This window comes from Priestia sp. LL-8, assembly GCF_036227845.1.
GTDB classification, from domain to species: domain Bacteria; phylum Bacillota; class Bacilli; order Bacillales; family Bacillaceae_H; genus Priestia; species Priestia zanthoxyli.
The window spans coordinates 1,822,843-1,846,126 of the sequence record NZ_JAZAQH010000001.1; the positions used below are offsets into that span (position 1 = coordinate 1,822,843).

17 protein-coding genes and 1 pseudogene are annotated in these 23,284 nt (G+C 36.8%); 14 read left to right on the forward strand and 4 right to left on the reverse strand.

The annotated features are described in order from the left end of the window. The first annotated feature begins 449 nt into the window (after positions 1-449). The 12 genes and pseudogenes from U9R83_RS09230 (at position 450) to U9R83_RS09285 (ending at position 15,023) form a co-directional block, all read left to right on the forward strand. Positions 450-1,442, forward strand: a complete 993-nt coding sequence (locus U9R83_RS09230; RefSeq protein WP_049164126.1) for a thiamine pyrophosphate-dependent dehydrogenase E1 component subunit alpha — start codon at positions 450-452, stop codon at positions 1,440-1,442. Between the two features lie 18 nt (positions 1,443-1,460). Further along, positions 1,461-2,495 (forward strand): alpha-ketoacid dehydrogenase subunit beta, encoded by a 1,035-nt coding sequence (locus U9R83_RS09235; RefSeq protein WP_042992173.1) that lies wholly within the window; start codon positions 1,461-1,463, stop codon positions 2,493-2,495. A gap of 24 nt (positions 2,496-2,519) precedes the next feature. After that, a complete protein-coding gene (locus U9R83_RS09240) occupies positions 2,520-3,749 on the forward strand; it encodes a dihydrolipoamide acetyltransferase family protein (protein WP_014460543.1) in 1,230 nt (409 codons plus the stop codon). 16 nt (positions 3,750-3,765) lie between these two features. After that, entirely contained in the window at positions 3,766-5,145 is a 1,380-nt protein-coding gene (lpdA, locus tag U9R83_RS09245; RefSeq protein WP_014460542.1) for a dihydrolipoyl dehydrogenase, read from the forward strand. Positions 5,146-5,410: 265 nt separating this feature from the next. Then, positions 5,411-7,288 carry a sigma-54-dependent Fis family transcriptional regulator gene (locus tag U9R83_RS09250; RefSeq protein WP_209368930.1) on the forward strand — a complete coding sequence of 626 codons (1,878 nt, stop codon included), beginning with the start codon at positions 5,411-5,413 and terminating at the stop codon, positions 7,286-7,288. A 77-nt stretch (positions 7,289-7,365) separates the two neighbouring features. After that, a pseudogene (locus U9R83_RS09255) lies at positions 7,366-7,602 on the forward strand (butanediol dehydrogenase); the annotation flags it as partial. A gap of 285 nt (positions 7,603-7,887) precedes the next feature. Beyond that, complete coding sequence (locus U9R83_RS09260) at positions 7,888-9,102, forward strand: cystathionine gamma-synthase family protein (protein WP_243549153.1); 1,215 nt, start codon at positions 7,888-7,890, stop codon at positions 9,100-9,102. Between the two features lie 232 nt (positions 9,103-9,334). Continuing rightward, the gene (locus U9R83_RS09265) at positions 9,335-9,907 is read left to right on the forward strand and encodes an HTH-type transcriptional regulator Hpr (protein ID WP_042992172.1); all 573 of its coding nucleotides are present in this window, start codon (positions 9,335-9,337) and stop codon (positions 9,905-9,907) included. 194 nt (positions 9,908-10,101) lie between these two features. Next, a complete protein-coding gene (locus U9R83_RS09270) occupies positions 10,102-11,199 on the forward strand; it encodes a GerAB/ArcD/ProY family transporter (RefSeq protein ID WP_243549155.1) in 1,098 nt (365 codons plus the stop codon). Further along, on the forward strand, positions 11,186-12,709 hold the full coding sequence (locus U9R83_RS09275) for a spore germination protein (RefSeq protein ID WP_014460537.1): 1,524 nt from the start codon (positions 11,186-11,188) through the stop codon (positions 12,707-12,709). Before U9R83_RS09270 ends, U9R83_RS09275 begins: the two co-directional genes overlap by 14 nt. Continuing rightward, positions 12,709-13,869, forward strand: a complete 1,161-nt coding sequence (locus tag U9R83_RS09280) for a Ger(x)C family spore germination protein (protein ID WP_042992170.1) — start codon at positions 12,709-12,711, stop codon at positions 13,867-13,869. Before U9R83_RS09275 ends, U9R83_RS09280 begins: the two co-directional genes overlap by 1 nt. 119 nt (positions 13,870-13,988) lie before the next feature. Beyond that, on the forward strand, positions 13,989-15,023 hold the full coding sequence (locus U9R83_RS09285) for a DUF3231 family protein (RefSeq protein ID WP_014460535.1): 1,035 nt from the start codon (positions 13,989-13,991) through the stop codon (positions 15,021-15,023). A 634-nt stretch (positions 15,024-15,657) separates the two neighbouring features. On the opposite strand, the gene U9R83_RS09290 is transcribed toward U9R83_RS09285, so the two are convergent. Continuing rightward, entirely contained in the window at positions 15,658-16,797 is a 1,140-nt protein-coding gene (locus U9R83_RS09290; protein WP_226556199.1) for a hypothetical protein, read from the reverse strand. A gap of 899 nt (positions 16,798-17,696) precedes the next feature. Continuing rightward, positions 17,697-19,127, reverse strand: a complete 1,431-nt coding sequence (locus U9R83_RS09295) for a hypothetical protein (protein ID WP_014460532.1) — start codon at positions 19,125-19,127, stop codon at positions 17,697-17,699. A gap of 376 nt (positions 19,128-19,503) precedes the next feature. On the opposite strand from U9R83_RS09295, the gene U9R83_RS09300 reads away from it, so the two are divergent. Next, positions 19,504-19,854, forward strand: a complete 351-nt coding sequence (locus U9R83_RS09300; RefSeq protein WP_013056601.1) for a VOC family protein — start codon at positions 19,504-19,506, stop codon at positions 19,852-19,854. 61 nt (positions 19,855-19,915) lie between these two features. On the opposite strand, the gene U9R83_RS09305 is transcribed toward U9R83_RS09300, so the two are convergent. Continuing rightward, positions 19,916-21,007, reverse strand: a complete 1,092-nt coding sequence (locus U9R83_RS09305) for an AI-2E family transporter (protein ID WP_025751972.1) — start codon at positions 21,005-21,007, stop codon at positions 19,916-19,918. 109 nt (positions 21,008-21,116) lie between these two features. Further along, a complete protein-coding gene (locus U9R83_RS09310; protein WP_013082787.1) occupies positions 21,117-21,311 on the reverse strand; it encodes a twin-arginine translocase TatA/TatE family subunit in 195 nt (64 codons plus the stop codon). Between the two features lie 512 nt (positions 21,312-21,823). Between U9R83_RS09310 and uxaC the strand changes: the two genes are divergently transcribed. Then, positions 21,824-23,245 (forward strand): glucuronate isomerase, encoded by a 1,422-nt coding sequence (uxaC, locus tag U9R83_RS09315; protein WP_243549157.1) that lies wholly within the window; start codon positions 21,824-21,826, stop codon positions 23,243-23,245. Positions 23,246-23,284 lie beyond the last annotated feature (39 nt).

Consider the following 23,284-nt stretch of genomic DNA (forward strand, 5'->3'; position numbering starts at 1 on the left):
CCTGGCGATATGTCATCTAGTGACGAGAACTTTGGATGTTGTCCAGGTTTTCACCTCATCTTTCATCGTTTAATTTACATCCAACTTTACGGTAAAACTTCTATAAAATCCGTTTTACTTTAACCAACCTCCTTTAAAAGCTTTGGTGTTCTTCAAAATGAAGACGATTCCTTCAGCATTATATCATATTTACATAAAAGCTTTCTTGCTAATTATTCAATGTAATTTTCAACCCACACGCTTATTATGCACCTTAAATCCAGTTTACATAATTGATTCCTCTAAGATTGGACAAAGTTAGACAAAGTTGGAACAGTGTCCAATTTTGTCTAACTTCAAAAAGTAAAATAAAACAATAGATTGCTAGTATAAAGCGATTTTAATGTTGGCACGGTACTTGCAAGAGTAGTTAAGTGAAGTTTGATAATCAAATGAGGAGGCTTACCATAATGAAAACTGCTCAAAATAAAACAGAAAAGCTTACGAAAGAAAAAGCCAGCTGGATGTATCAGAAAATGGTAGAAATTCGAAAGTTTGAAGATGAAGTACATCAAATTTTTGCAAAAGGTGTACTGCCTGGTTTTGTTCATCTGTATGCAGGTGAAGAAGCGGTAGCGGTTGGAATGTGCGCTCATCTTAATGACAGTGACAGTATTACGAGCACTCATCGGGGACACGGTCATTGTATTGCTAAAGGCGGCGATTTAGATGGCATGATGGCTGAACTATTTGGGAAGGTAACCGGGTTAGGCAAAGGAAAAGGTGGATCTATGCATATCGCGGATTTAGATAAAGGAATTTTAGGAGCAAATGGAATTGTAGGAGGAGGATTTCCGCTTGCATGCGGTTCTGCTTTAACTGCTAAGTATAAAAAAACAAAAGATGTAAGCGTTTGCTTTTTTGGAGACGGAGCGGGCAATGAAGGAACTTTTCATGAAGGAATTAACTTAGCAGCGATTTGGAAACTGCCTGTTGTTTTTGTTGCTGAGAATAATGGCTACGGAGAGGCAACTCCATTTTCTTATGCTTCAAGCTGCAGCACGATTGCAGACCGTGCCGCATCTTACAACATTCCTGGGGTACGAGTGGATGGAAAAGACGTGATGGCTGTTTATGAAGCAGCTGCAGAAGCGATTCAACGAGCGCGCAGAGGGGAAGGCCCAACGTTAATTGAATGTGTAACGTATCGAAATTACGGGCATTTCGAAGGCGACGCACAAACGTATAAATCAGGAAGTGAAAAGAAAGAACATCTTCAGGAAAAAGATGCGATCGCTCTTTTTGAAAATTACTTGCTTTCAGAACAAGTAGTAACAGAAAAAGAGCTTAGAGATATTGATGGTGATGTAGAAAAAGCAGTAAAACGCGCAGTTGAGCTAGCAGAAACAAGCGATTATCCTGATGCTTCCGAACTATTAACAGATGTTTATGTATCTTACTAATTAAAGGGGGAAAAGAAGATGACTAGAAAATTAAGTATGTCTGAAGCTATCAATGAAGCAATGAAACTAGCGATGCGAAAAGATGAGAATGTGATTCTGCTGGGAGAAGATGTAGCTGGTGGAGCGGAAATTGACCACCTGCAAGATGATGAGGCTTGGGGCGGGGTCCTTGGAGTGACAAAGGGGCTTGTACAAGAATTTGGACGTGAACGAATTCTTGATACGCCTATTTCAGAAGCAGCTTATATAGGAGCTGCAATGGGAGCGGCAGCCACAGGGTTAAGACCGGTTGCAGAATTAATGTTTAATGACTTTATTGGCTGTTGTTTAGATCAAGTGCTGAATCAAGGCGCAAAATTTAGATATATGTTTGGAGGAAAAGCTGAAGTGCCCGTCACGATTCGAACGACTCATGGAGCAGGGTTTAGGGCTGCAGCTCAGCATTCTCAGAGCTTGTATGCTTTGTTCACTAGCATTCCTGGCATTAAAGTAGTGGTGCCTTCTACCCCTTACGATGCCAAAGGATTATTGTTAGCAGCAATTGAAGACAATGATCCGGTTATCTTTTTTGAAGACAAAACATTGTACAACATGAAAGGAGAGGTTCCTGAAGGCTACTATACGATTCCGTTAGGAAAAGCGGATGTAAAACGCGAAGGAACGGATTTAACCATTGTAGCGATTGGAAAACAAGTAAATACTGCGCTTACGGCAGCTGAGCAATTATCTCACAAAGGAATTGACGTAGAAGTAGTCGATCCGCGAAGTTTATCACCTTTTGACGAAGAGACCATTCTTTCATCTGTAGAAAAAACAAATCGATTAATTGTCATTGACGAAGCCAATCCAAGATGCAGCATAGCAACAGATATTGCTGCGCTAGTTGCCGATAAAGGATTTGACATGCTTGATGCACCTATTAAACGAATTACAGCACCACATACACCTGTACCATTTTCTCCTCCATTAGAAGATATTTATCTGCCGACACCACAAAAAGTAATTGAAGTTGTATCGGAGTTGCTAGGAGATAAATCGCTTCTAAGCGTGTAATTTTAAAAAAGGAGGAGGAAGCAAATGGCTGCAGAGGTTGTAATGCCAAAACTAGGTATGGCAATGAAAGAAGGAACCGTTTCGACATGGAATAAAAAAGTTGGAGACTCCGTTTCAAAAGGAGATATGATTGCAAGCATTAATTCTGAAAAAATCGAAATGGAAATTGAAGCTCCGCAGGACGGTGTGATTCTTGATATCCTTGTACAAGAAGATGTAGGTGTGCCTCCTGGAACGATTATCTGTTATGTTGGAAATCCAAACGAGCAGCTTACTGAGCAGAACCGTTCAGCAAATGAGCTTCAGGCTCCCAAAAATGAGGTAGCGGCTACTATTTCTTTAGAAGAGCCACCAGCAAACGCAGCTTCGTCAAAGAAGAGCAAAGAAGCTGTGCGCATTTCACCAATTGCACGGAAAATAGCCGAATCTGAAAACATTGATATTGAGACGATTAAAGGCACGGGACCTAAAGGAAGAATCACAAAAGCGGATGTAGAGAAAGTGCTGGCGGAAAGAGCTGCAGAAGCGAGTCACCCACCGGCAGAAAGAGATAACCCCGCTATAAACAAAGAAACGCTTCCAGTAGCGGGCATGAGGAAGGTCATTGCAGGCCGAATGCATAATAGCTTATTAAACAGTGCTCAATTAACGATTAATATGAGAGCTGACGTGACGGACTTGCTGTCTCTTCAACAAGAAATTAAAGAAGTGACCCAGCAACGCCATAAGGTAAAAATCTCTCTAACCGATTTTATTGCTCGGGCTGTTGTTCTTTCACTTCAAGAACACAAGCAAATGAACAGTGCCTATATCGATAACGAAATTCATCTCTATAACCATGTTCATCTTGGAATGGCCGTGGCTTTAGAAAATGGATTAGTTGTTCCTGTTATGCAGCATGCTGAAAAGATGTCGTTAGTTGAATTAGCTGCAGAGATTAAAACACGAGCAGGGGATGCTCGGCAAGGTCAGCTGAGCACTGATAGAATGCAAGGTTCTACATTCACTATTACTAATCTGGGTGCTTACGGAGTAGAGTATTTTACACCTGTATTAAATCCGCCTGAAACAGGAATTCTTGGTGTTGGAGCTACTGAAGATGTACCAATGTATCAAGGAGACGAATTACAAAGAAGAAGCTTGCTGCCTTTAAGCCTGACGTTTGATCATCGGGTACTGGACGGGGCACCTGCAGCTAATTTCCTTGGAACTATTAAACAATACTTAGAGCAACCTATTTTACTACTCTTATAGAAAGGTGGTGCATTCCGTGAAACCTTTAGTTGTCATTGGCGGCGGTCCTGCAGGATATGTGGCGGCAATCACTGCCGCCCGGCAAGGAAAACAAGTTACGTTAATCGAACAAAAAGATTTAGGTGGAACATGTTTAAATGAGGGCTGTATGCCAACAAAGTCATTATTAGCAAGCGCGGAAGCCTACGAGAAAATCAAGCAAGCTGAGCAATTCGGCATCACTCTTCCTTTAGAACAAGTGAAAATTAACTGGGATGGCGTTCAGCATCATAAAACAGCTATTGTTAAAAAACTAGTGCAGGGAATTGGCTATTTGATGAGAAAGAACAGTATTAAAGTCATGAAAGGAGAAGCTTCCTTTTTGACAAATCATCGTCTAGCCGTGCGAAATGAAAATCAAGTAGAAGAGGTAGAGGCTGAACAGTTTATTATTGCTGCGGGTTCAGAACCTGCTAGCCTGCCATTTGCTCCGTTTGATGGAAAGTGGATCATTCACAGTGGACAAGCAATGTCGCTGCCTGCTATCCCTTCATCTCTTTTAATAGTAGGAGGAGGGGTAATTGGGTGTGAATTTGCAAGCATTTACAGTCAAATGGGTGCAAAAGTAACGATTGTGGAAGCAGCAGACCAGCTGCTTCCTGGTGAAGATGCTGATATCGCATTTACGTTACAGGAAGAGTTAGAGAAAAAAGGCGTAGCAATTTATACCTCCGCTTCGCTAACAGAAATGCAGCCTGAAAACAAAAAAGCTCTATTTAAACATAAAGAAGAGCTGCATGAACTGCAAGCTGAGTATGCATTAATTTCAATTGGAAGAAAACCTAGAGTGCTAGGTTTGGGTTTAGAACAGGTTGGCGTACATTTTTCAAAACAAGGAATTGATGTTAATGAGCATATGCAAACGAATATACCTAACATCTATGCTTGTGGAGATGTAGTTGGCGGAATTCAGCTTGCTCATGTCGCCTTTCATGAAGGCACAGTTGCTGCTTTGCACGCATGCGGAAAAGATAAGAGCGTAAATTATCGAGCTGTACCACGCTGCATTTATACTCACCCTGAAATTGCAAGTGTCGGTATGACAGAAAAGCAGGCTCGAAGCGAATACGGCGATATTCGCGTGGGAGAATTCTCGTTTACGGCAAACGGCAAAGCGATGATTGCAAATGATCCGGTTGGAAAAGTGAAAGTAATCGTAGAACCGCAGTTTAATGAAATTATTGGGCTATCCATTGTAGGTGCACATGCTACAGAATTAATTGGACAAGGAACCATTATGATGCACGGAGAGTTGACCACAGATATAATGGAAGACTTTATCGCTGCCCATCCTACATTATCTGAAGCCATTCACGAAGCTCTTTTGCAGTCAGCGGGTCAGGCCGTTCACTCTTAACTATACCAATGCCCTAAGTAATTAAGCCCTTTAAGAATGAAAAATAAAAATGCAGGGTTTAAAAAGATAAACTAGAGGATGAAGGAATCATGTAAGAGAGATAGGATTTTTCCTGCATCCTCGTCTAGTTTTTCTATTAATTTTTACATAACGAAAGTTTAAGAATCTCTCTTTGGTAATGATAACGTTTTCTTTGTGATTTATAATAATAGTAACAAGCCTTGATTTACTATATTCAATTAAGTTTATAGGGGAGAGGTAAGAAATGGAATCCACACTTTCTTTAAACACATGGAAACGTTTTGTAAACGAAGGAGCACTTGAATCTTCAAGGTTAAACGACATCATTGTAAAATCGTGGCACCGCTGTAAAAGCGCAGATGTTAATCCTTACCTAGATAAAGGCAGATCAATTTTAAAAAACGAAGATTTTCATTCTCGAAAACAAATGAATTCTTTATTTCTTGAAACGGCGTTGCCGCACTTAGAAAGAATCAGACAATCAGCGGCGGATTTAGGAATGGTTGCTCTATTAATTGACCCAGAAGGCTATATTTTATCTATTACAGGAAATAGACTTACACTGAATGAAGCAAGAAAAATTAATTTTGTGGAAGGTGCTTGTTGGACAGAAAAAGAAGTAGGCACAAATGCAATCGGTACGGCTCTGCAAACGGAAGAGCCCATTATGATAACGGGTACAGAACATTATTCGATTGCTTCGCATCAATGGAGCTGTTCGGCAGCGCCTGTTCGAAATGACGACGGAAATGTAATTGGGATTATTAATATTTCCTGTCCTGTAAACAGAGCTCATCCTTATATGCTTGGAATGGTTACATCCATCGCGTATACAATCGAACGGGAATTAAGCATTCGAATGCACAAAGACGAAATTGAGTTGGTTCATGCTTCTATGAATTTTGTTGATAGCAAACAGCTCTTGCTGCTTTGCAATTACAAAGAAGTGATTGTAGGAGCAAGTAAAACCGTTCGGGAATGTATACCAAAATGGTCAGGCTTGCAGTTGAATACGATTGTAAAACAGGGATTTCGTATAGTAATGGAAGTGCCTGTAATTTCAAAAAGACACGGTCATTCTATTGGAAAGATTGTTTACTTATCAGAAGAAACGACTCATAACCAAACAACTAAACAGATCTCTGCTCAATCATTTTGTTTTAAAGGAGAAGCAGGCATAAGCCGATCCTTTCAGCGAACATTAGAAGAAATAAAGCAGGCGGCTCCTACGGATACAACAGTCTATATTTTAGGGGAAACAGGTACTGGAAAAGAAGTAGTGGCTCAAACCATTCATGAAAACAGCTCGCGTAAAAACGGGCCTTTTATTGCTCTTAATTGTGGTGCCATTCCGAAGGAACTTATGGAAAGTGAATTATTTGGCTATGCAGAAGGAGCCTTTACAGGAGCACGGCGTCAAGGATACCAAGGAAAGTTTGAGCAGGCTAATCACGGTACGATTTTTCTTGATGAAATAGGTGAGCTTCCTCATTCTATGCAGATTTCTTTACTAAGAGTATTGCAAGAGCGCAAGGTCACGCCTGTGGGAAGCAATCAGGAAATTCCGGTAGACATCCGGATTATTACCGCTACTCATCGAGATCTTCGTCAGCTTGTCAGTGAAGGGAAGTTTCGAGAAGATTTATATTACCGGCTTCACGTGTATCCCGTGTATGTTCCGCCTTTACGGGAAAGAAAAGAAGATATTCCACATCTTATGCGGTACTTTTGTCAAACGAATGATTGGAATATGAATTTCCCCAAGGAACTAGTAGATAAATTGATAGATTACCAGTGGCCGGGAAACATTCGAGAATTATTTAATGTACTTGAGCGCTTGAAGATTTCGCTAAACACGGACTCAGAAAAAGAGACAATATTGAGTTATTTGAGTTCTTTAAACCTTGGTGGTCAGAGGAACATCTCTCACTCTGATACTTCACAAGAAATAGAAGAAAACGATTTTACGTCCCTATCCGCACTCACATTTCGTGAAAAAGTTCAAAAAGACTTGATGATGGATGCTTTACGTAAAACCCAGGGAAATGTGTCACTTGCCGCTAAGCTGTTAGATATACCAAGAAGTACATTTTATAACAGATTAAAAAAATTCAATTTGTAAGCTTAAAGTTTGTAGCTGTTTTAAATTTTTAAATAAGGATAGGAGCTGAGTAGAATAAAAGCATTCAGATGGCATGATTTGAAAAAGAAGCGTCCATTCATCCCCAAACAATCGTTTTACAAGAGCGTACAGTAACAGGTATTATTGGCTACCGCGATGTATTTCCTGCGGTTATTAGTTTAATGGCAAAAGGCTATTTTTCTGCTGATAAACTGGTGACAAAACGTATTAAACTAGAACAGGTGATTGAAAAAGGTTTTGAGACATTGTTAAAAGAAAAAGAACAGGTGAAAATTTTAGTGAAAGCCGAATAAAAAAAGAGGCTGGGACAAAAGTATTTTAGACGAAGTAAAAAATGAACCACTGATCAAGATTTTTGATTAGCGGTTCGTTTTTTTTGTTATGGTAAGCGTAGGTTCGATTGTTTAAGTACTTCTAGCAGTTGATTGGATTTATTTCGTTATATCTCAACCTCTTTAAATTTAATAAGGTAAATATGGCTGTTTTATTATCAGATTATTCTGTACTATATACAGTATATTGTATACAATATATAATCTAATCATTATCTAATTAATAAAATCAGAGGTGATGAGTGAATGACAGACAAACAGTTTAGAAATGTACAAGACGGAACAAAAGCGGTATGGGCAGGAGAAAAAGAATCGCTTGCTTACAATGCCACTCAAGTTCCTGTCGTCTTCAGCGTAGCTTATAATTATGATGACGTAGACGAATGGCAAGAAGTTGCGTTAGGAAACAAACCAGGCTATACGTATAATCGCATGAGTAATCCTACGGTTAAAGCTTTTGAAGAAAAAGTAAGGGTACTTGAAGAAGCAGAAGAAGCGGTCGCATTTTCCTCCGGCATGGCGGCTATTAGCAGCACATTGTACACGTTTTCAAAACCCGGAGACCGCGTCGTATCAGTAAAAGATACATATGGGGGAACAAATAAAATCTTCACTGAGTTCCTTCCTAACATCGGAGTGGATGTAACCTTATGCAATACGGGGAATCATGAAGAAATTGAAGCGGAAGTAAATAAAGGGTGTAAAGTGCTATATTTAGAGTCACCTACAAATCCTACGATGAAAATTATTGATATTGAAAGAATAGCAAAAGCAGGAAAAGCAGTAGGGGCAGTGGTCATTATTGATAATACGTTTGCGACACCCATTAATCAAAACCCTCTTCAATTAGGGGTAGATCTTGTCATTCACAGCGCCACAAAATTTTTAAGCGGACATGCGGATGCCTTAGGAGGGGTAGTATGCGGCTCTAAAGAATTAATGCAGCATGTGTATCACTACCGTGAGATCAATGGCGCGACCATGGATCCCATGTCAGCGTATCTTATTTTAAGAGGAATGAAAACGTTAAAATTACGTATACGTCAACAAGAGCGAAGCGCTTTGGTAATTGCTAAATTTCTTCAAAAGAAAGAAGCTGTTGAAGCCGTCTATTATCCTGGATTGGAAACACACCCTCATCATCATATTGCCAAAAAACAAATGAAAGGCTTTGGCGGAATATTAAGCTTTGTTTTAAAAGGAGAAATGGAAGCTATTAAAATTTTGCTGCCAAGGTTAACGTATGCAAATAAAGCCGGTAATCTAGGAGCGGTTGAAACGATTTACGGCCCGGCAAGAACGACTAGTCACGTAGAATGTACGCTTGAAGAACGTAAAGCTCTTGGAATATCCGAAGGACTGGTTCGTATATCTGTAGGAATTGAAGATACGGAAGATCTAATTGCAGACTTAGAACAAGCATTTGCTCACTTAGAATCCGCATCATCTATTAGTAATTAAAAAGACGCGTATTACTTTTTTTAATAAAAATAAGGTAAGCAACTCTTTTTAGTTGGTAGACATTTCTTCAGAATTGCAGAGATATTGTGGAATAAAACTGATAAATTAAACTGCACGTGTATTTTTTCGTCTGATTTTGTAGGTATGCTGATAAATTAGATGAAATAAAAATGTTTTTACACGCTTTAAAAATAAACTAACTTACAATAGCCTACAAATAAGGAATGATAGTATGTCGAAACAAGAAAGTGAATACACAATAAAAGATGCATCATTGTTTGGATTCAAATTAATGCAGGTAAGTAAAGCCATCTGGAGAGCTGCGGAAGATGACTGGGAGCAATGGGTGAAACCTTATGGTCTGAATGTAAATGAGCATCATATTTTATGTTTGGCTAGCAGCACGGGAGAAATCTCTATGTCAGAGTTAGCTAATTTAGGAGCTATGCATATCTCTACAGCATTTAATTTTTCGAAAAAATTAGAAAATCAAGGATATCTGCATTTGTCCAAAAGAGAAAATGATAAAAGAAACACCTACATCAAATTGACTGAAAATGGCGAACAATTATTGCTTGACACGCTCAAAGGATATGAACCACATAACAGTAAGGTGTGCAAAGGCGCACTTCCTTTAAAAACGTTATACGGAAAATTTCCCGATTTTCCAGAGCTCGTAACCGTTGTTCGCCAAGTTTGTGGCGGCGAGCTAGTGACCGTTGCTGATCAACCTTTTGTGAATATAGAAGAAGCGGAAATAGAAGAAAATGAAGATAAGAAAGAAGTCCAGCTAACTAGTAATTGAACGCGGTGAATAATGTGCAGAGAATAGGGCTTCGTGAAAATAAGTAAATAACAGACCGAGCTGTTTTATACGTGAGAAATTTGACGTATAAAACAGCTCTTTTTTATTTTGTGAATAATGATTCTCCATTATATTATGAGAAATTTAGGATAAGCTACCAGTAGTAAATTTACCGGAGAGAAGGAGTGGTTACCATGAATAAGTCAGACTCAATTTCTGTTTTTCAACTGATCCTTCTTTCGATGACGTTTATTGGCTTAAAAACTCATGTGATGCTTATATCTCCATTAATTAAAACGGCAGGGCGCGATGCTTGGATCACCGTTCTTCTTACTTGTCTTTTAACACTCATATGGGTTCCTTTACTCGTATATGTAAATAAAAAAACAAACGGCGAACATCTTTTTCAATGGATGAAAAAACATATGAATAAGTCATTTACCAACGTTGTTATTTTTCTTATAATCGCTTATTTGACCATTATGGAAATTGCCACCTTACGAGAGACGATTACGTGGATCAATATTATTTTTCTTCAGCGAACACCTTTAATTATACTCGTTTTGCTATTTGGTTTTACCTGTTGCTTACTTGCCGCTACGAGCATTAGAACGATTAGTATTGTAAACGTGTTTCTTTTATTTTTTATTGTGCTATTAGGTTTTTTTGTTTCTTTTACAAACTTTCAATTTAAAGATTATTCTTTATTGCAGCCTGTTTTAGAAAATGGCTATTTTCCTGTTATTAAAAGTATTGTATTTCAAGGATCAGGTATGGTTGAGCTGCTGCTGCTGCTTTTCTTGCAGCACAAAGTACCGCAGCCTATACGCTATAAGCATTTAGCGGTGGCAGGAATTCTCTTAACAGGCCTTACGATTGGGCCTCTTATTGGGGCAATTACTGAATTTGGTCCTGTAGAAGCCTCTAAGCAACGTTTCCCCCCCTATGAAGAATGGGGAATTGCATCACTTGGAAAGTTTATAGAGCATATCGACTTTTTATCTATTTATCAGTGGCTGTCGGGTACCTTCATCCGCATTTCGACCTTTCTTTTTATTATGAAAGAATTAGTTCCGTTTCAAAAAGGCCACAAAGGGTTTCTTTTACTCATTTTAGTGGTTATCACTGTATGCACGCTGGCTCCTATAACAGACTTTACTTTTTCAAATCTTTTATTTTTTACAATCATACCGGCTACTTTCTGGCTGTTTGTTGCTTTTTCTCTTTTCTTAGTAGTCATAGTCTTTCTAATTTCCCATAAAACAAGGAGGGATAAAAGTGGAATTTTTTAAGAAGCAAAAAGACTACAGCTCTAAAAAACAAGAGACCGAAAGTCTTTTAAAAGAAAGTTCTTCTCGTTCTCAGATCATCAATGAGTGTACGTTAAGAGATTTATTTGGAAAATGCGGCGATATTAACTTCGAGACCGTTTATTTTTATAACAAACGAGTGCTTATGATTTATTGTACCGGTTTAGTGAGTACGGAAATGCTATATGGAATGATCCCTAAAAGATTAGAGGAATGCTGCGCTAAGCTAGAGGGGGAAGTAGAAGGAGACAAGATCATAAAATTATTAAACCTTCCCTCAGTTTCTATCGTTCAAAATGAAGAACAGGCAGTTTCGGAAATTTTTTCCGGGAAATTATTCATTGATTTTGGATTACCGAACGCTGTTGTGTCTATCGATATTTCTGACCGTCCTCAAAGAAGTCCAGAAGAAACGAAAAATGAAGTAACCATATTGGGTCCTAGAGACAATTTTATTGAAGACTTACCTGTGAATATTGCTTTAATTCGTAAGCGTCTTAAATCGGTTTCCTTGTTAACAAAATCTTTAGAGATTGGAAAACGAACAAAAACAAAAGTAAGCATTTTATACATGGAAGACGTAGCTGACAAGAAGATACTTGACGAAATTATGGAGAAGTTAGGGAATATCGATATCGACGGTATTTTCAGCGGAACACAGCTAGAAGAGCTCATTAATAAAAATCCGTATAGCTTTTTTCCTCGCCACGCTTATACAGGAAGACCTGATTTTGCGGTTCAATCTCTGTTAAATGGCCGGTTCATTATATTAATTGATGGAACTTCATATGCGTATGTTACACCTATTAACCTTTTTTACTTATTAAAAGGATCTGAGGATAAAGAAAATACATATTTATACAGCTCTTTTGAGCGTATTCTTCGAATCTTCGGGCTTTCTATCGCTGCTTTTTTGCCGGGTTTTTGGGTTGCAATGACGGCTTTTCATCAAAATCAGCTTCCGCTCAGCCTATTAGCTACGATTGTTGAAGCAAGAAGAGGTGTCCCGTTTCCTACCTCTCTTGAAGCAATATTAATGCTTCTTTTATTTGAATTGTTTCGAGAGGCAGGGTTTAGACTCCCGACTTCTGTCGGACAGACACTCAGTGTAATCGGAGGGCTTATTATCGGTGATGCAGCCATTAGAGCCGGTTTAACAAGTCCTGCCATGCTGGTTGTCATTGCAGGCTCTACGATTGCTACCTTTACGCTAGCAAATCAGTCCCTTATAGGAACAATTTCACTGATCCGCTTTTTTAGTATTATCTGTGTTAGCATTTTAGGTTTTTTTGGCTTTTTTATTTCCATCTTTTTAGTCATGATCTATATTACAAACATTCGAACGTTTGGTGTGCCATATTTCGAATTAGCAACCCGATTAGATGCGAAAAATATTTTAAAATCTCTATTCCGCCTGCCCGAAAGTAAAAAAGCAACGAGAGCTAGTATGCTTAACCCCAGCGATTCCACCCGCGAAGAAGGAGGAAGTTAGTGAAAAGGACCATAAGGAACTTACTTATACTTATTATGAGCTCTTTTTTATTGTTTCTTTCGGGGTGCTGGGATACGAATGAACCGGAACAAATGGTATATGCACAGGGAATGGGGGTAGATTTTAAAGATAATCGTTACGTTCTTTACCTGCAGACCATCAATTTAAGTTTATTGGCAAAATCGGAGGCAAGCGGTGCTGGCGCGGGTCAAGCCAAAGTAGAAGTTGGCTACGCAACAGGAAAGACCATTGATGAAGCTATTTTTAGATATTATCAAATTTCTCAGCGCAGAATCTTTTTTGGGCACTTAGCTTTCCTTGTTCTAACGGACGATGCGTTAAAGCATGGCGCTGTCAAATCTGCGGTGGATTTTTTAGATCGTTATAGAGAAACGAGATACAACATTTGGATGTATGCTACGAAAAGCCCTTTGAAAAAAACGCTGTTAGCTACGCCTATGTTCGAAGTATCGAACGCTCTTTCTCGCTTGAGCGATCCTAAAGTGATTTTTAAGCAAAACTCCTTTATTCCACCAGTTGATTTAAGAGAGCTCATTATCCATCTTAATGAACCAAGTCACGAAGTAAACATCCCTCTAGTTCAGACTAAAGAACATTTAACAACGGATCAAAAAACAGAAACAGCTATTCAAGTAAACGGAGCAGTGGCTATTACATCATCTGAATTAAAAGGAGTTTTTTCTGAGAATAAAATCAAAGGGCTTAGATGGATAACCGATGAATTTGTACGAGCTGGTTTACGGGTAAGGCTGCCTGATCATTCCGATATTGATCTTGTGGTAGACAAGAAAAAAGTAAAGGTTGAACCTGTTATAAAAGGTAGTAATCTAACATTTAATATAAAAATTCGGGCAAAAGCAACGATTTTAGTTATGCCGCAGCACGAAAAACTATCAACTATAAAAAAAGAAGCTGAACAGAAAATTAAGAAACAAATTATTGAAACGTACGCGCAAGGCTTGAATATAAACAGCGATGTTTACAGGCTTTCTCATGTTCTTTACAAAAAAGAACTGCGTAAATGGAAAGCTGTTCAAAGCAACGGGGCAATTCCTTTAACAAAAGACTCAATAAATGTGAAGGTCAACGTACAGGTTAAGCACGGAAACAAACAGCGAATAGGTCCGACTATAGATTAAAATACTTAACATCCGCACATCTCACCACTCATTAAAACGAAAAAACATTGGGCAAGAGTTGAAGAATAGATAAGGTAGAAAAGACCAACCTAAGAACAAACTGAATTAGGAGATTATAGATGGAAACAATTAAACCAATCAAAATAGGTTCAAAAAAAACAAACGTGAAAGAGAAATTAACAGCCCCCGAAATGGGAAAACTTTGGGCAACCTATATGGGCAACAACATGTCTTCGCATATTTTAAGCTATTTTCTTGAACACGTTGAAGATCCAGATATAAAAAAACTGTTACAGCATGCAAAAGACTTAACGGAAGAATTTCAAAGTAGCGTAAAAGACATTTTCAAAAAAGAAAATGTGCCGATTCCTTATGGATTTACACAAGAAGACGTTAACCTAGGCGCTCCAAAGCTGTTTGAAGATGAGTTTTACGTGCATTATTTAAAATATGTTGCTAAAGCAGGATTAAGCATTTACAGTATTGCGCTACCCTTAATGTATAGAGAAGATGTCAAGACATTATTAACGTATTGTATGAAAGCGACAATGGAACTTATGGAGCAAATAAAAGCAACGTTAATGAATAAAGGTCTCATTATTAAGCCACCCATTATTCCTCCACCAGAAAAAGTGAATATGGCTAATACTCATTATTTAAGCGGATTTATAGGAGATGTTCGACCTTTGCATGCATTAGAAATTGCTCATTTGTATGATAATATCGAGAATAATGTGACTAGTAAAGCCGTAATTTTAGCATTCGGTCAAGTTGTTAAAAGTGAAAAAATCCGTGCTTTGTTTGTAAAAGGAGAAGACCTGACAAATAAGGCCGTAGAGCGCTATATTGAAAAGCTTCATCGAGCTAATTTACCAGCGCCATCCTTTCTTGATCATTTAGTCACTACTTCTACTTTTTCACCATTTTCGGATAAATTGATGCTGTTTCACAAAATGGATATGTTCTCAATGAAAATGAGGGCTTTTGGAAATTCAGTAGCCGTCAATGGAAGGCATGATTTGGCGCTGTTATATGGAAAATCGCTGACAAATATCTCAAGGTTTGTAAATGATGCAGCAGCTATTATGATGGAAAACGGCTGGATGGAAACACCGCCGGAAGCGGTAGATAGAGGTCATTTAAACTCCAACTAATTAAATAACTTGCCATAAAACATGTAAAAAAGTTCTTAACCTATATAGCTTGAATAAGTAAAAAACACACAAAACAAATGTCCAGATTTTGTGTGTTTTTTATTTGAAGAGAAAAAAGCTGTTAAACCTGTTTTTATATTTAATGGTCATTAAACTAAAGCAACTTAGGATTACAATTTGTATAGGAGCTTAATGTCTCCCTGTATAAAAAAATGCTATTTATTCGCTGCTCTTTATTTTAAAGAAATTACTATATATTTATAAGAGATTAAAAAGAAATTAAAGAAATTATAAACATTGGTAAAACGTATATTGGTAAAAGCCTTCTCCTGACTGAGTCTAAGGGGTATTAGGGAATCAAAAAAACTGTAGTTAACAACAAGAATTTTCACGAAAAAATATAGGATTTTTTTGTAGTAGCTATATTTTTTACGCAATAGTTAGGAAAATAACGTATATTAGTTGTATTTTTTGTTCATTTAGTTGATTTTTTTCGTGAGAACGAAAATCAGTATCATTTAAAAAGACTTATTATAGCTTAGAGACATTTATTTTTTAGTAAGTTAAAGAGAAAAAAAGAATGTGAGGGAAATAGAGTAGAAATGAGTAAAAAAAGGCATAACAAAAAAGAGTATTATAGAGCGTTAATTTTTGCCTGATAATACCCGTTGGCAATTTTTCGGATATACGTAAAGAAGTTTGACTCCATTTCGTGCACAAGAGGGCGAAATGCATCCATACTTTCCTCTATGTAAGTTTGTTGTAGATAATGCTGAACGGACGTTAATGATTTTTCGATTATATCTAAACCAAACTCATGTACAATGGAATGAATATCTTCCTTTTTAATCGAATAATGACCAAAAGATTTAAAGAAATTCTTAAACTGAGCAAATGCATGCTCTCCACGGATTTTTTCGATTTCTTTTTGTTTTTTACTATCATGAGCGCCAGTTAAATTGAAGCTTAAAATAAAACCATCCTTGATTTTTTCAATAATTGATTTTCGTGGCTGCTTTTCTTCTAATAATGTTTTGACGCAATCATCTTTTTCTAATATATCAATATGGAAAATGGAGCTCAATTTACTAGCCATTTCTTTAATAGCAGCTTTATAGCCAATGTATTTTGGAAGAATGTGTTTTACCTCAGTGTAAGATAAAAGTGCTTCTGAATCTTTCTTTACGTTTACATCAGATTCGTATACGTACAACGCACGTAAAGCCAGACGCAGCATGTTGATATTTTTAATAGCCAGCAATTGATAAATCACTTCCATCGAAACAGAAGTATAACCACCTTTTGAAGTATATGTACTGTTATCTTCATCAAGCATTTCAGGATTATACGATATGTTTTGAACATCAGCAGCTTCTTTTATATGTAAATCTAAAAAATCCTCTAAATAGTTGTTTAAAGAAACTTGAATATAGTCTCCCCATAAACGATCCCAGCGAATGATGTCATAGTCTTCTAAAAGCTTATTATTATTTTGAACGGTCCGAACGGAACATTGGATTGTATTAGCCAGTTCTTGCTCAGAAATAATTGAAATATGACCTTGGCTGTTACATTTGGCTACGTAAGCTAAAATTTGCTTCATCAGAGAACCCGTCCACTTTATGTCTACAAAGTTTTTTGCTAGACCGAATGAATGTTTTTCATAGTAATAGCTGTTGTCTCGTTTCGTCTTTCTATTTAAGCCGCTCATGACAATCAGCAGCTTGTTTGCTATAAGGGTGTGCCGTTTTAGTGACAGCTTTTGTACACTCATGTAGTTACCTCCTTTCCAAAACTATATACGTCGTCTTTTACAGTATAGACACAGTCATATAGGCTGTAAAATGACATATTTGCACGGGAAAGTGGTGCATTTTTTTAAAAGACTAGTGATACCAAGGGATGAAACATCTATTTACAAGGTGACATATTTGCACGGAGATGTGGAGCAAAAATAACGTTATATTTCATAAACGTTGATAAAACAGCATTCTTAAGCTAAATGTCGTATTATGACGGATGAAATACACAAAATGCGACAAATTCAAAAAAAATTTTGATGTAAAAATGACATATTTGCACGGAGAATAGGAGCAAAAATGATAAAAGTAAAGATTCAGGTAAGAAAGTGACACATTTGCACGGAAAATAGGGACAAAAAAAAGAAAAATGCCCTTTTTAAGACACAAAAAGTTCACATTTTCAGAGAGGATAAACAAACATTTGCAGCGGAAATGGTGTTTTTTTAAGGAAGTGACATGTTTGCACGGAAATCTGGAGCAAAAAACACTTTTGCACGGAGATGTGGAGCAAAAATTGGAGAAAACGAAGAGGAAAAGTCGCTGTCACAAGAAAATTTATGTAAAAGTGGCATATTTGCACGGAAGTTTGGAGCCAAACTTATAGTAAATGCAGGATAAAAAGAAAAATGACACTTTTGCACGGGAATCTAGAGCAAAAAATAATTATAATACCTTTTTTGGACACAGAAAGTTCACAAAATGATGATAAAGGTGAAGTTTAACTGCCATATTAGCAGGGGAAATAATATGTTTACATGGAGAATTGGAGCAAAAAAACACTTTTGCACGGAAATGTGGAGCAAAAAATATAGTAACTAATAGTAGGTAGATAAAAAGAATGCTCTTATAAAGATGATAAGAGCATTCTTTTTTAGCCTATAGAACTTGTTACGTTTTGATAAATAGAAAGGGGAGCATATTCGTAATCACCGGCTAATAAGTCTTTTACTTCACTTTCTCCCACAGGAATAAAGGTAATTTGAAACACTTGGCCTACTCTTTTATAAGATTGGACGGCTAGTTTTTGTTCGACTAGCTCATCTAAGGCTGTTTCAATTTCGACAAGGTTTTCTTTTTTTCGTCTTTTTCGAAAGCGGACTCTTGTCGAAAAATATAAATAATCTCTTGTGACATTGTATGAAGATTTTGTTTCATAGCAAATGAGACGCTCTTTTTGCATAACGAATAGCAAATGGTAAGCGGCGTCTAAACTTAATTTTTCTACTTTATTTTTATAGATACGCACCGTTTGGCGTTGAATATAGTCTCTATATATCACTTCATTGACGTGAATTTCAGCAATTCGCGTTCCGTTCGGCATCGTAGTAATATCCACAAAGTCAAAAATACCATAAGCAATTTTTTTATTATGCTGCACTTTTGTCATGCTGTAGTGCTTCATTTTCGTAATTCTTTCTTCTATCATCTGATAGTTGCGCTTACTGTCTGTTTTATAAAGTGCTTTCACAAGGTCACCAATTTTTACGTTAATGATTTTCTGTGTAGCGAACAATTCATCGCGTTGGCTCATGATCTCTAAAAACACTTTATAATCAAACCGATCTAAATCACTAATTTTATTTCCATTTTCTTCAGCGTATTCTTTTTCTATTAACAATTCGTAATCTGTCCCGTCTTCAGAGTTATAAGTACTTAAGAAATATTCTTTTCCTTCTTTCTCTAATAGGGGTTGCTCGACGAGAAGCTTTGCTCTTGAGTTAGAGAAAAAAGGGTTCTCTACAGTTGAAAAAGGGCTTTCAATAATACTATGATTTCCATTTTGGAAGCTTGGGTCCAGTATAGTCAGCCCAATAATAATAGATATATCCGTATGGATTGCTTTTTCTCGCTGGGTCTTGGTTTTTTGATGAATATAAGGATAATCCGTTAAGAAGAAGCTATCTTCTTGACTCCATTCACGCAGAATACCAATTCGTTTATCAATGACTTCTTCCGGAGATGATACATTTTCAAACTGTTTGCAAAAGAGTTCTTTTCCATTCGTTTTATAATAAGCTGTTAGCGCTTTGTATTCTCCAATTAGTTCTTTATTTTTCTTAGGCTTTTTTTGCTCATAGTCGCGTATAGCAGCATCTAACCATCTGCGTTTCGTACGATTAAGAAAGTCTTTTTTTAAAATCCTCAACGCTTCGTTTACATCTTTATTTTCAAAGTGCTGCTGATAAAGAGGGAGGATGGTGCTTTCTAAATCACTTTTTATACTTTCATTATAAACAGATAAGAGGCGTAATTTAGATACTCTATCAATGACTTCGCGTATGAGTAAAGATGAATAATCCATACACATCTAACCTCCTTAACCTTAAGTTAGTCATTTTAATTCTTAGCTGGATAGTGGCTTTAAATCTATTGTAATGCACTAAAGTTCGATGCTACAAACAAAAGACGGCTACTATCTATAGTCTATTTTTCATTATACACGTGCAAAGCGGGCGAAGGGGGAGATTTTCTTATTTTCTTTTTTAGTAATCTACATTTTGTCATGAAGTATATACATTTGCAGTGTAGCTTATGTATGGAGAATGACCGTGTCCGCACCACTGCTAATTCTGCTACCGAGTTTAATGGACTGATAGAAAGTATCTCAAAATAAAAGGTTATCAGCGATTAAAAGAGAATACTTTGTAAAACTATTAAACTCATAGCGGAGGTCATAAATGAACCCTATATTAAATGAAGTAGGCACGGTTTTTATTCCTGTAAAGGACATAAAAAAAGCACGAGACTGGTATTGTGACATACTAGGTTTGATAGCAGATGGAGACATTTTATACGATCATTTATATGTGATACCTATGAATGGAACAGGAATTGTATTAGATAGCAAAACTTATTCAAAAAATACGCTTTTTAAAACGCCAGCTTTTCATTTGAATACAAACGATATTAAAGAAGCTTATGAATATATGAAACAGAAAAAAGTAGAGCTAACGACAGGAATTCAACACAATCATTGGTTTACATTTAAAGATCCGGATGGAAATCACCTGATGGTGTGTCAGTGCTGACCCTATGGAACAATAAAAGGACCTTCAAGAGAAGGTCCTTTTATTGTATTGCCTTTGCATTTTACAACTTGATAGATTTATTTCTGAATTGAATCATTCTTACAATATTTATCACAATGGTTTTTGTTACAGCATAAGCCGGAATCGCTAAGATCATTCCGAGTATTCCTGCAATATTACCCGCAACAAGCAATAAAATAATAATTGTTAAAGGATGTGTGTTTAATTTCTTTCCAATTACTAGCGGAGAAATAATGTTCCCGTCGAGCTGTTGAACGATTACGACGACAATAATTACTAATATCGCTTTTGTAGGAGAGTATAATAAACCTACGATTAAAGCGGGTGCTACGCCAATAAAAGGGCCGACGTACGGGATAATATTAGTAAGGGCTCCTATTAGTGCGAGTATTAATGCATAAGGCAACCCGATGATGAGGTAACCAATGAATGTACTAATACCGACAAACAAACAAACGAGCATTTGGCCTTGAATATAAGTAGCTAGCGTATTTGTTGTTTCTTTCATTGTACGTAACGTTTCTTTTCGGTAAGAAGCAGGAACCATACGCAGCGTATTTTTACGAAGTTTATGGCTGTCTTTAAGCATATAAAAAAGAATGAAAGGAACGGTTACAACCGTAAGCGTAATATTTGTTACGACGCTTAAAACAGATGAAATACTGTTTGTGAGATTCGTAGGTAAAGTAGACGCGTAGTTTAAAAGTGACTCTTCAATATGATCGAGCGACACATATTTTTGTTCAACGAGCCAGTTAAACCATCTTGAATTAGATAAATCATTTATGTACTCTCTCGTTTCTACAATGTAAGACGGAATATTCTTAGCCAAATCAGTTAATTGTTTAGATAAAGTAGGTCCCACACCGCCCACAATAGAAGCAATTACGCCGATAAACACAACGTATAATAGTAAAATTGCCAGTGTTTTTGGCACTTTTTTTCTTGTGAGAAATGACACAATTGGTTCGAATAAAAAGAAAAGAAAACCAGCTACAAGAATAGGGAAAAACAAAGTGGAGATAAACACACCGATTGGCAGAAAAACAAACGAAATATGTTTACAAATGTAGATCAGTAAAGCAATCATCAATAGTTCTAATGTCCAAAAATGCAGTTTCGATTTAAACAAAAAGTTACCCTCTTTCTTTACTATTTTTTACTATCATACATCAAAAAAGAAACCCACTGCACGTTAAAAGTGGGCTTTTTAGTCTGTATAACTTTCATTTACATAAAAATTAGGATTTTTCCTCTTTATCTTCAGTAGTATCCTCTGGAGTTTTTTTGTCGTCATCCTGTATAATTCCTTCCGCTGCATTTTTAAATTCTCGCAGGGAATGTCCAAATGCTCGTCCTATGTCCGGCAATTTACTTGGTCCAAATACAATTAAGGCAGTAATCCCGATCACGACCATGCTTGTGGCTCCTGGCATGATATCCTCTCCTTTAAAAGCAATGAATATATGAAAATTAAAAAGAGATAGTAAATAAAGTGCATGTTTATACTATTCACTTTTCTCTTTAAAATTCCTTTATTTTAAATGATACGAAAATAAGGTGCAGCGGCTATGTATGATTTAAATGCTAGTAGTGATATTTTGCATATGAAATTTATTATAGCATTAAAGACAGCCGTTCGCCTTATTCCCCTTGTATAAGCTCTATGTGAAAAAACTTGCTTTAATTCTTATGGAAACATGTCATAAATCCTGGTTTTTTAAAATGAAGAATCAATATATGAAATAAAGAGAGAAAAAAATTGAAAAATATAAAGATAAATTGTTGTAAAATTTAGAAATAAGTAATAGAATTAAATAAAATGTTAACGTTAACATTTTTGTTATTGAAGATTATATCTTATTAATATAGTTATCTATAAATAAGAGTATTCATCAATTTATTTGATTTTGTTAACGTTAACAAAAAAGTGAAGGAGTGAATGAGAATGAAAAAGTTTATGGATGACCATTTTTTATTAACAAATGAAACAGCAGCACACTTGTATAATACTTACGCAAAAGATATGCCGATTATTGATTATCACTGCCACTTAAACCCCAAGGAAATTTATGAGAATAAACAGTTTAAAACGTTAACTAACGTTTGGCTAGATGGAGATCACTATAAATGGAGACTGATGAGAGCCAACGGAATTGAAGAAGAAAAGATAACAGGATCAGCGAGTGACTATGAAAAATTTCTTGCGTGGGCTAAAACAGTTCCGATGACGATTGGGAATCCGCTATATCATTGGACGCATCTAGAGTTAAAGCGTTTTTTTGATATTGATGAGATATTAAATGAACAAACAGCACCGTCCATTTGGGAAAAAGCAAACGAGAAATTACGCAGCGGTAAGTTTGGTGCACGAGATCTTATTACACGTTCTAACGTAAAAGTTATTTGTACAACCGACGACCCAACAGATTCACTAGAGTATCATATGAAACTAAGAGATGTACAAGACTTTGAAACCCAAGTACTTCCAAGCTTTCGTCCGGATAAAGGGCTTGAAATCAATCAAGAAGGGTTTAAGAACTGGATTGCAAAGCTGCAAGATTGTGCACATCATTCCATTCACACCTATGATGATTTGTTAAAAGCTCTTGAAAGTCGAGCTCGTTTTTTCCATTCCATGGGAGGGCGTTTATCTGATCACGCACTAAATAAAATGGTATATACGAAGACTTCGAAAGAAGAAGTTTCGAAGATTTTCTTAAAAGCCTTAAAAGGTGAAGGCGTAAGTCCTGAGGAAGAAAGTAAATATAAGTCATATACGTTAATCTTTTTAGGGAAGCTGTATAATGAGTTAGGTTGGGCAATGCAATTTCACCTTCATGCTCTTAGAAACAATAACACCAAAATGTTTCGCCAGTTAGGTCCGGATACAGGGTATGACTCGATGTACGACGGACAAGTGGCAGAGCCTCTCGTACAGCTTCTTGATCAAATGGACGTACAAAATAGTTTGCCAAAGATCATTTTATATTCGTTAAATCCAAAAGATAATTATGTATTAGCAAGTATAATTGGCAGCTTTCAAGGAGGCGGTATCCCTGGCAAGCTGCAGCTTGGTACGGCTTGGTGGTTTAATGATCAACGAGAAGGTATGTTAGAACAAATGAAAGCGTTATCAAATGTTGGGTTGTTTAGTCGGTTTATCGGTATGTTAACAGATTCCCGAAGTTTTCTTTCGTATACAAGGCATGAATATTTCAGAAGACTAGTATGCAGCTTAATTGGTACGTGGGTAGAAGAAGGGGAAGTACCTAATGACCAACAGCTGCTTGAGCAAATTGTAAAAGGAATATGTTATGAAAATGCTAAAGACTACTTTAGTTTCCCAGCCTATACGCTGCAAAATTAAAAACGCAAAATAGCTTAAAGAATTGCAAGGGGAGAAGGG